The organism is Streptomyces sp. NPDC034670 (assembly GCF_055574875.1).
The window spans coordinates 1-9,961 of the sequence record NZ_JBVITR010000050.1 but is presented as its reverse complement, the minus strand read 5'-3'; the positions used below and the strand labels follow the sequence as shown (position 1 = coordinate 9,961).

5 protein-coding genes, 2 tRNA genes, 1 other RNA gene and 1 pseudogene are annotated in these 9,961 nt (G+C 75.6%); 6 read left to right on the top strand and 3 right to left on the bottom strand.

Going from position 1 to position 9,961, the window contains the following annotated elements; all coding sequences use genetic code 11:
- Positions 1–222: 222 nt before the first annotated feature.
- A tRNA-Ser gene (locus ACZ56B_RS26580) sits at positions 223–307 on the bottom strand.
- A gap of 72 nt (positions 308–379) precedes the next feature.
- Here ACZ56B_RS26580 and ffs point away from each other — a divergent pair.
- From ffs to ACZ56B_RS26550, 6 genes are all read left to right on the top strand, one after another.
- Positions 380–478, top strand: an RNA gene (gene ffs, locus ACZ56B_RS26575) — signal recognition particle sRNA small type.
- A gap of 72 nt (positions 479–550) precedes the next feature.
- The gene (locus ACZ56B_RS26570; RefSeq protein WP_468795662.1) at positions 551–2,740 is read left to right on the top strand and encodes a DNA polymerase III subunit gamma and tau; all 2,190 of its coding nucleotides are present in this window, start codon (positions 551–553) and stop codon (positions 2,738–2,740) included.
- Positions 2,741–2,932: 192 nt separating this feature from the next.
- A complete protein-coding gene (purD, locus tag ACZ56B_RS26565; protein ID WP_468795659.1) occupies positions 2,933–4,195 on the top strand; it encodes a phosphoribosylamine--glycine ligase in 1,263 nt (420 codons plus the stop codon).
- Positions 4,196–4,512: 317 nt separating this feature from the next.
- Entirely contained in the window at positions 4,513–6,309 is a 1,797-nt protein-coding gene (locus ACZ56B_RS26560) for a hypothetical protein (protein ID WP_468795656.1), read from the top strand.
- A gap of 231 nt (positions 6,310–6,540) precedes the next feature.
- Positions 6,541–8,049, top strand: a complete 1,509-nt coding sequence (locus ACZ56B_RS26555) for a N,N-dimethylformamidase beta subunit family domain-containing protein (RefSeq protein ID WP_468795653.1) — start codon at positions 6,541–6,543, stop codon at positions 8,047–8,049.
- Positions 8,050–8,143: 94 nt separating this feature from the next.
- A complete protein-coding gene (locus ACZ56B_RS26550) occupies positions 8,144–9,043 on the top strand; it encodes a phosphoribosylaminoimidazolesuccinocarboxamide synthase (protein WP_468795650.1) in 900 nt (299 codons plus the stop codon).
- Between the two features lie 53 nt (positions 9,044–9,096).
- On the opposite strand, the gene ACZ56B_RS26545 is transcribed toward ACZ56B_RS26550, so the two are convergent.
- A tRNA-Gly gene (locus ACZ56B_RS26545) sits at positions 9,097–9,172 on the bottom strand.
- 22 nt (positions 9,173–9,194) lie between these two features.
- A pseudogene (locus tag ACZ56B_RS26540) lies at positions 9,195–9,816 on the bottom strand (response regulator).
- Between the last annotated feature and the right edge of the window lie 145 nt (positions 9,817–9,961).

Below are 9,961 nucleotides of genomic sequence, written 5' to 3'. Positions count from 1 at the left end.
CACCCCGACAGGGATGACGAAGAGGGGAGAAACAGGAAAAAACCCCCCCTCCCCCCCCCCCCCCCCCCTGAGCGTGGCCCCCCGGCCCCCCCCCCCCCCCCCGCCCCCCCGCCCACGCGGTCCGGCGCGACGGGGACGCGCGGGGGCCGGTGCGGGGCACGGCACGACGAAGGCCCCGACCGTGACCGGTCGGGGCCTTCCATCCGCCCTGACGGGCGAGTGCGGAGGATACGAGATTCGAACTCGTGAGGGGTTGCCCCCAACACGCTTTCCAAGCGTGCGCCCTAGGCCTCTAGGCGAATCCTCCGCCGGAAACATTACATGACCGAGAGGAGTGCTCGCGAACTCGTTCCCTCCCCGCGGGATGAGGTAGCCTCTGCGTAGCCCCTCACGCGGCGCTATCTGACTGAACTCCCCCAGGGCCGGAAGGCAGCAAGGGTAGGTTGGCTCTGGCGGGTGCGTGGGGGGCGCTTGCGTGTGCGGGCGCGGGCCCCGGGTCCGGCCAGCGGGGCGGGACCGGATGTCGGCGGGCGCCTATAACCTCGTAGGCGTGTCGTCTCTCGCGCTGTACCGCCGCTATCGCCCGGAGTCGTTCGCCGAGGTCATCGGGCAGGAGCATGTCACCGACCCGTTGCAGCAGGCGCTGCGGAACAACCGGGTCAACCACGCGTACCTGTTCAGCGGCCCGCGCGGATGCGGCAAGACGACCAGCGCGCGGATCCTCGCGCGGTGCCTGAACTGTGAGAAGGGTCCCACGCCGACGCCGTGCGGCGCGTGCCAGTCCTGTCAGGACCTCGCGCGCAACGGGCCCGGCTCGATCGACGTCATCGAGATCGACGCCGCTTCCCACGGTGGTGTGGACGACGCCCGCGACCTGCGCGAGAAGGCCTTCTTCGGGCCCGCCCACAGCCGTTACAAGATCTACATCATCGACGAGGCCCACATGGTCACGTCGGCCGGCTTCAACGCGCTGCTCAAGGTCGTCGAGGAGCCCCCGGAGCACCTGAAGTTCATCTTCGCCACCACCGAGCCCGAGAAGGTCATCGGGACCATCCGGTCGCGGACCCACCACTACCCGTTCCGGCTGGTGCCGCCGGGCACCCTGCGGGACTACCTCGGCGAGGTGTGCGCGAAGGAGGACATCCCCGTCGAGGAGGGCGTGCTGCCGCTCGTCGTGCGGGCCGGCGCCGGATCCGTGCGGGACTCGATGTCCGTCATGGACCAGCTGCTCGCCGGCGCCGGGGAGCAGGGTGTGACGTACGCCATGGCCACCTCCCTGCTGGGCTACACGGACGGCTCGCTGCTCGACTCCGTGGTGGAGGCCTTCGCGACCGGTGACGGGGCCGCCGCCTTCGAGGTCGTCGACCGGGTGATCGAGGGCGGCAACGACCCGCGGCGGTTCGTCGCGGACCTGCTGGAGCGGCTGCGGGACCTGGTGATCCTCGCCGCCGTGCCGGACGCCGCGGAGAAGGGGCTCATCGACGCCCCCGCCGACGTCGTCGAGCGGATGCGGGCCCAGGCCGGCACCTTCGGCCCCGCCGAGCTCAGCCGTGCCGCCGACCTCGTCAACGAGGGGCTCACCGAGATGCGCGGCGCCACCTCGCCCCGCCTCCAGCTCGAGCTGATCTGCGCCCGGGTGCTGCTGCCCGCCGCCTACGGCGACGAGCGCTCGGTCATGGCCCGGCTGGACCGGATCGAGCGCGGCGTGAACCTCCCGGCGGGCGGCGGCGCGGGCACGCCCGCCCTGGGATACGTGCCCGGGCCGGACGTCCACGGCGCGGCGGCGGCCGGTGCGGCGCAGGGACAGGCCCCGGTGCCGCCGGGCGGCGGCCCCGCCGCCGCCCGGGCCGCGGTGCGGGCTCCGGGGGGCGCCCCCGGCGGCGCGCCCGCGCCCGCTCCGGCTCCGCCCGCGCCCCCGGCGGCTCCGGCTCCGGCCCCGGCACAGGCCCCGCCCCAGGCGGCCGCGCCGAGCGCTCCCGCCGCGCCCGCCCCCGGCGCCTGGCCCACCGCGGCCCCCGCCGGCGGAGCCCGCCGACCCGGCGGCTGGCCCACCGCCGCACCGGCGGGCGGCGGTGGACCGGCCCCGGCACCGGCCGCGCCGAGCACCCCCGCGCCCCAGGCGGCCCCGGCGCCGTCGGGCGGCGGCCTCGACCCCCGCGTGCTCTGGCCGGACATCCTGGAGGCGGTCAAGAACCGCCGCCGCTTCACCTGGATCCTGCTCAGCCAGAACGCCCAGGTGACCGCGTTCGACGGCACGACCCTCCAGCTCGGCTTCGTGAACGCGGGCGCGCGGGACAACTTCCTCAGCAGCGGCAGCGAGGACGTGCTGCGGCAGGCGCTGGGCGAGCGGTTCGGCGTCCAGTGGAAGATCGAGGCGATCGTCGACCCGTCCGGTGGCGGCGGTGCGGCGGCCCCCGTCCCGGCGGGCTCGGCCGTCGGCCGTCACGGCGGCGGGGAAGGCCACGGCGGTGGCGGCGGGTACGGCGGCGCCGGCCGGCGCCCGGCCCCCCAGCCGTCCGCCCCGTCCCCCGGCCCCGCGCGGGCGGCCGGCGCCCCGGCGGCGCCCGCGCCCGCCCCGGCACCCCGGCCGTCCGCCCCGGAGCCGCCGCCCCCGGTCTCCCCCGAGGACGACATCCCCGAGGAGGACGACCCCGACCTGGACGAGTCCGCCCTCTCCGGGCAGGAGCTGATCGTCCGGGAGCTCGGCGCGACGGTGGTCGAGGAGATCGCCAACGAGTAGGGCGAACGGCGGGACGGGCGGCGGCCAGCGGGACGCCCGCCGGATCGCCGGGTCGCCGGACCGCCGGACCGGCGACCCGGCGCGACCGCCCCCGTCCGTCGTGCGCCCTTGGAGGAAAGCACCAACTCCCTCCCCCCGCTCCTTCGGAAGCCCGCACAAGGCGAGCCCGCCGCTTCCCGTTAGGCTGACCCCGTGAAGGTCCTCGTCATCGGAAGCGGCGCCCGCGAACACGCCCTGTGCCGCTCCCTGTCCCTCGACCCCGACGTCACCGCGCTGCACTGCGCCCCCGGCAACGCCGGCATCGCCGAGGTCGCCGAGCTGCACCGGGTCGACGCCCTCGACGGCGCGGCCGTGTCCGCGCTGGCCGTGCGGCTCGGCGCGGACCTCGTGGTGGTCGGCCCGGAGGCCCCCCTCGTCGCCGGTGTCGCCGACGCCGTGCGCGGCGCGGGGATCGCGGTCTTCGGCCCCTCCGGGGAGGCCGCGCGGCTCGAGGGCTCCAAGGCCTTCGCGAAGGACGTCATGGCGGCGGCGGGCGTGCCCACGGCCCGGTCGTACGTCTGCACGACGCCCGAGGAGGCCGACGCGGCCCTCGACGCGTTCGGCGCCCCCTACGTCGTCAAGGACGACGGGCTCGCCGCCGGCAAGGGCGTCGTCGTCACCGACGACCTCGGGGCGGCCCGGGCGCACGCCGGTGCCTGCACGAGGGTGGTCGTCGAGGAGTACCTCGACGGCCCCGAGGTCTCCCTCTTCGCGATCACCGACGGCGAGACGGTCCTGCCCCTCCAGCCCGCCCAGGACTTCAAGCGCGCGCTGGACGGCGACGAGGGTCCGAACACCGGCGGCATGGGGGCCTACTCCCCGCTGCCGTGGGCCGACCCGAAGCTGGTCGACGAGGTCGTGCGGACGGTCCTCCAGCCGACGGTCGACGAGATGCGGCGCCGCGGCACCCCGTTCTCCGGCCTGCTCTACGCCGGTCTGGCGATCACCTCGCGCGGGGTCCGCGTGATCGAGTTCAACGCCCGGTTCGGCGACCCCGAGACGCAGGTGGTCCTGGCCCGTCTGAAGACCCCGCTGGCCGGCGTGCTGATGGCCGCCGCCACCGGGAACCTCGCCCACCTGGAGCCGCTGCGCTGGAGCGACGAGGCCGCGGTCACCGTGGTCGTCGCCTCGCACAACTACCCGGGCACCCCGCGCACCGGCGACCCGATCACCGGCCTCGACGAGGTCGCCGCCGAGGACGCCCCGCACGCGTACGTGCTGCACGCCGGGACGAGGCGCGAGGGCGACGCGGTGGTCAGCGCGGGCGGCCGCGTGCTGTCCGTCACGGCGACCGGCAAGGACCTCACCGAGGCCCGCGACCGCGCCTACCGCTCGGTCGCCCGCATCGGCCTCGACGGCTCGCAGTACCGCACGGACATCGCGGAGCGGGCGGCGAAGGCGGCGCGGGACGCGTGACCGCGCCGGGCACCGCGCCCGGTCCGCCCGCCGTGTCCGGCCCGCTCCCGGCGCCGGCGAACCCCTCGGGCCCCGGATCCGTCTCAGGATCCGGGGCCCGAGGTGTGCCGTCGGTCACCCACCTTTCCCCAAAGCCATTCCATCGAGTGAGCGGTGAGCCATCCGGCTGACGGAGGCCGGACCCCCAACTAGGGTGCCGCGCATGTGTTCCGGCACTTGGCCCATCGGCATTGCGATGTCGGGGGCGGGTGCCACAGTGGGGGAGTGAGCAACGCCAGGACAGCGTCGGGACCGCCGGGAGGGGGTGGGGTCGGACCATGAGCGGAAGCGGAACGGGAGCGGAGGCGGGCGCGCAGGCCGCGCGGTCGCGTGCGGTCGCCGTGCTGCGGGTCCGCAACCAGGCGCTGGCCGTCGCCGTGCTGCCGGCCGCCGGCGCCGTGATCCTGCTCGTCGGCGGCTCCACCGGCCACCTCCCGGGCACCGGCTGGGACCTCGTCCGCTGGGTCCTCACGCCGCTTGCGGTGCTCGTCCTGCTCGCCGCCGCCGGTGTCGCCCTGGTCGTCGCCCGGGCCCGGCCCGCCGTGAGCCCGACGGTGCCGGTCGCCGAGGAGGAGGCCCCGGAGCTGTACCGGCTGGTGCGCGACCTCGCCGACCGCCTCGACGTCCCCGCCCCGTCCGCGATAGCGCTCACCCCGGACTGCGACAGCTGGCTCGAGGACCGCACCCATCCGGCCCACGGCCCGCCGCCCGTCGAGGAGCACGCCGACATAGCGGGCGCGGGACGGCAGCCGGGCGCCGCCGCCGCGCCCGTGCTGGTGATCGGCTCGCCGTTCCTGTGGTGGATGCGGGTGGGCGAGCTGCGCGCGGTCCTCGCCCCGGTCGTCGCGGGCACGGGACCGTCGGCGCACCCGGACATAGCGGCCGCCCGGCGGTTCGTGCGGGGTCTGGACGCCGCGGTGGCCGTGGCCTCGGCGCCCCGCCGGGGTCCGGTGCCCCGCGGGGCGCTCGCGGGCGTCGGCTGGGCCGCCCGGGTGCTGCTGCGCGGCTGCCGGAGGCACGCCGCCCAGATGGAGCGCTCGGTCGCCGCGGCGGCGGCCGAGCGCGCCCAGGCCGTGGACTACGGGCTGCGCATCGTCGCCCAGGAGCAGGTGGGCCTGGCCTACGCCGGCTGGGACCGGCTGCTCACTCGGGTGGCGCTGCCCGCCTGGCGGATGGGCCGCTGGCCCTCGCGGCTCAACGCCGGGGTGGTGGCGGCGCTCACCGAGCTGTCCCGGCGGGACCGGCTGGCCGAGGGCTTCGCCTCCCGCCTCGGCGAGCGTCCCGCCTGCGACCTGCTCGAGGAGCCCGGGGCGGTGGACGAGGCCGCCTCCCTGCTGGCCGCCCGCCTCTTCCACGGGGGCCCCGCGGAGCCCGGCCCCGACTGGTCGCCGGTCCACTGGGCCGACTACCCGGAGGAGGTCGTGGACCGCAAGTGGCGCACCGACGCCGCCCGCCTCCACCGGGTCCTGGACGCCCTGCGCATACGCCCCGCCGGCGGTACGGCACCGGGCTCCGACGGCCCGAACCTCTCCCGTGTCCTCGACCACCTGACGGACCCGGATCCGGCCCCCGGGCCGGTCGCGCCGGCTCCGCCGCCCCCGCCCCCCGGTCCCGGACCGGACCCGCGGAGCGAGGACCCGACCGACCTGACCGGCACCACCGCCGCCCGCAGTGCCGCCCTGGCCGCCCGGCTGAGCGCCGAACTGGCCCGGGAGGAGACGGCGGCCGCCCCGCCCGCCCCCTCCGGGAGCGCCGCCTCCCCGGTCGCCCAGGGCCCCGTCCCCCTCTGGGACGACCGGACTCTCCCCCTCTTCCCCCTCCAGCCCCCGCGCACCGCCCGCGAACTTCTCGCCGACCACGTCACCGCGATGGTCTGCTGCGCGGCGATGGACACCGCGGGCGCCGCCCCCGGCCTCGACTGGCTCGACGGCCCGGTCCTGCTCGTCGGCGGTGAACGGGCCGCGGACCTGTCCTCCCAGGTCCTGGCCCTGGTCGAGGACGGTGACCCGGCGGCCCTGCGGCTGTGGCTGGCCCGGCGGGGGATACGACCGGAGAAGCCGGTGCGGCTCGTCTGAACCGGCACCCGCCCCACCCGCACGGAGCCCACCCTTCCGCTTTCGGTCAATTCAAAACGAACGGTGACGGAGTACGCGCCCCATGTGATGTGCTGGGACCGTTCGCTCTCCCTGGCAAGGGCGTGCGACATACGACAAGCACATGAGTACCGGCAGGCACCGCCGCCGGACGCGTCCGGACGGACAGCACGCACCACACCGCCGCGGGGGGCACGAGGGAGGGGAGCGGTCATGGGTTCGGAGCGCATCCGCCGCTGGGAGTCGGGAGCCCTGGCGCACGCCGTGAACGACCCCTTCGGACAGGGCCCCCTTCCGTGGCTGCGCGGCAGCGAGACCTACTTCGACGACACCGGCCAGGTCGTCCCCTGGTACGTGGACCCGGAGCCCCCCGCGCCCGCCACCGCCCGTCTCCCGCGGCAGGGCGGGGCCAGGGTCCCGGCCCCGCGCTCCTCCGGCGGCCCCCGCGCCGCCGACGACGTGCGCCGCCAGATCAAGGGCTTCGCCTCCACGGGCGCCGTCGCCCCCGGCGAGGCCATCGACTTCCACGTCACCGTCGACCCGCCCCAGGAGTTCGGCGTCGACGTCTACCGCATCGGCCACTACGGCGGCGACGGCGCCGTCAAGATCACCTCCAGTCCCCGCCTCTCCGGCATCGTGCAGCCCCCGCCGCTCACCGCCGACCGCACCGTCTCCTGCCACCACTGGTGGCTGTCCTGGCGGCTGCCGGTCCCGTCGTACTGGAGCGTCGGCGCGTACGTCGCCGTCCTCACCACGGCCGACGGCCACCGCTCGCACGTGCCGTTCACGGTCCGCGACGACCGCCCCGCCGACCTGCTCCTGGTGCTGCCCGACGTCACCTGGCAGGCCTACAACCTCTACCCGGAGGACGGCCGCACCGGCGCCAGCCTCTACCACGCCTGGGACGAGGAGGGCCGCCTGCTCGGCGAGGCCGACGCCGCCACCACCGTCTCCTTCGACCGCCCGTACGCGGGTGCCGGCCTCCCGCTGCACGTCGGCCACGCCTACGACGTGATCCGCTGGGCCGAGCGCTACGGCTACGACCTCGCCTACGCCGACGCCCGGGACCTGCACGCCGGCCGCGTCGATCCCACCCGCTACCGGGGCCTGGTCTTCCCGGGCCACGACGAGTACTGGTCGAAGCCCATGCGCGACGCCGTGGAACGCGCCCGCGACCACGGCACGTCCCTGGTCTTCCTCTCCGCCAACACCCTGTACTGGCAGGTCGAGCTCACCCCCTCCCCGGCCGGCCCCGACCGCCTGTTGACCTGCCGCAAGCGCAAGGGTCCGGGCAAACCGGTGCTGTGGCGGGAGATCGACCGCGCCGAGCAGCAGCTGCTCGGCGTCCAGTACGCCGGCCAGGTCCCCGAACCGCACCCGCTGATCGTCCGCAACGCCGACCACTGGATGTGGGAGGGGACCGGCGCGCACGAGGGCGACGCCCTCGAGGGGATGGTCGCGGGCGAGGCCGACCGCTACTTCCCGCGCACCCCGCTGCCCGAGCACGAGGAGCGCGTCCTGCTCGCGCACTCCCCGTACACCGACCGCGAGGGTGCCCGGCGGCACCAGGAGACCTCCCTCTACCGGGCCCCCTCCGGCGCCTGGGTGTTCGCCTCCGGCACCTTCGCCTGGTCCCCGGCCCTGGACCGCCCCGGCCACGTCGACCCCCGGATCCAGCGCGCCACCGCCCACCTCCTCGACCGCATCTGCAAACGCGACTGACCCCCCGGACGGCGACCCCGCACCGACCCCTGGCCGAGACCGTTCGCCCGGTACGGGAGAATCGACGCATTGGACAGAACCACGGGGAGGAACCGTGTCCGGATTCGTCGAAAAGCCCGAACCGATCCAGGTTCCGGGTCTGGTGCACCTGCACACCGGAAAGGTGCGCGAGCTGTACCGGAACGAGGCGGGCGACCTCGTGATGGTCGCCAGCGACCGCATCTCCGCCTACGACTGGGTGCTGCCGACCGAGATCCCCGACAAGGGCCGGATCCTCACCCAGCTCTCCCTGTGGTGGTTCGACCAGCTCGCCGACCTGCTCCCCCACCACGTCCTGAGCACCGAGCTGCCGGCCGGCGCCCCGGACGACTGGGCGGGCCGCACCCTCGTGTGCAAGTCCCTGAGGATGGTCCCGGTGGAGTGCGTGGCCCGCGGCTACCTCACCGGCTCGGGCCTGGCCGAGTACGACGAGTCCCGCACGGTCTGCGGCCTCGCCCTCCCCGAGGGCCTGGTGGACGGCTCGGAACTGCCCGCCCCGATCTTCACCCCGGCCACCAAGGCGGCCGTCGGCGAGCACGACGAGAACGTCTCCTACGAGGAGGTCGCCCGCCGGGTGGGCGCGGACACCGCGGCCCGGCTGCGCCAGGCGACCCTGGCCGCCTACGGCCGCGCCCGCGACATCGCCCGCGACCGGGGGATCATCCTGGCGGACACCAAGTTCGAGTTCGGCTTCGACGGCGAGAGCCTGGTCGTTGCGGACGAGGTGCTCACCCCGGACTCCTCCCGCTTCTGGCCGGCCGAGCAGTGGGAGCCGGGCCGCGCGCAGCCGTCGTACGACAAGCAGTACGTGCGGGACTGGCTGACGTCCGCCGAGTCGGGCTGGGACCGGAGGGGCGAGCAGCCCCCGCCGCCGCTGCCGCAGCGGGTCGTGGACGCGACCCGGGCCAGGTACGTGGAGGCGTACGAGCGGCTGACGGGCACCGCCTGGAGCTGAGCGCCCGCCCGGCCGCACGACGAAGGCCCCGGTCGACGACCGGGGCCTTGACGTGGAGCGAACGACGAGGTTCGAACTCGCGACCTCAACCTTGGCAAGGTTGCGCTCTACCAACTGAGCTACGTTCGCATGCGCCGTGGCGCGGGAACCACTATACCCAACCTCGCTCCCGCGCGAGGCGCACCGCCGTGTGCCGGTTCTCCGCCCCGAGCTTCGAGACGGCCGAGGACAGGTAGTTCCGCACGGTCCCCTGGGACAGGGCGGCCCGCTCCGCGATCTCCGCCACGGGCGCCCCGTCCGCCGCGAGCTCCAGCACCTCGGCCTCGCGCGCGGTCAGCGGGGAGTCCCCGGCGGCGATCGCGTCGGCGGCCAACTCGGGTTCGACGTGGCGGTTCCCGGCGTGCACCGTGCGGATGATCTCCGCGAGGCGCTGCGCGCTGACGGTCCTGGGGGCGAACCCGCGCACGCCCGCCGCGAGCGCCCGCTTCAGGTGCCCCGGCCGCCCGTGACTGGTCACGATCAGCACCCGGCAGCCGGGCAGCTCGACCCGCAGGGATGTGGCGACCTTCACACCGTCCGCGCCGGGCATCTGCAGGTCCAGGACGGCCACGTCGGGGGCGTGCGCCCGCGCCATCGCCAGCGCCTCCGGCCCGGTCGCGGCCTCGGCGACGACCAAGCAGGTCGTCCTCCAGCGACAGCAGCGTGACGAGCGCCCCCCGGATCAGGTGCTCGTCGTCGGCCAGCAGCAGCCGCACGGGCCGGGGCGTCGTCATGGTGTGGCCTCGCTCGGGGGAAGGGGAGTGGGTACGGCCGCGGACACCGCGGGGGGGTGCCTCTATGTCTTTCGTCAAGGCGTCCGGGCTGGGCTTGGGGTGGTTCGGCTTGCTGGGTCATGCGGCGAGTTCGACGTCTTTGGGG

Excerpts from the sequence above, each read along its gene's own strand:
- ACZ56B_RS26560 (WP_468795656.1), top strand. The coding sequence starts at position 4,513 with ATGAGCGGAAGCGGAACGGGAGCGGAGGCGGGCGCGCAGGCCGCGCGG.
- ACZ56B_RS26555 (WP_468795653.1), top strand. The coding sequence starts at position 6,541 with ATGGGTTCGGAGCGCATCCGCCGCTGGGAGTCGGGAGCCCTGGCGCAC.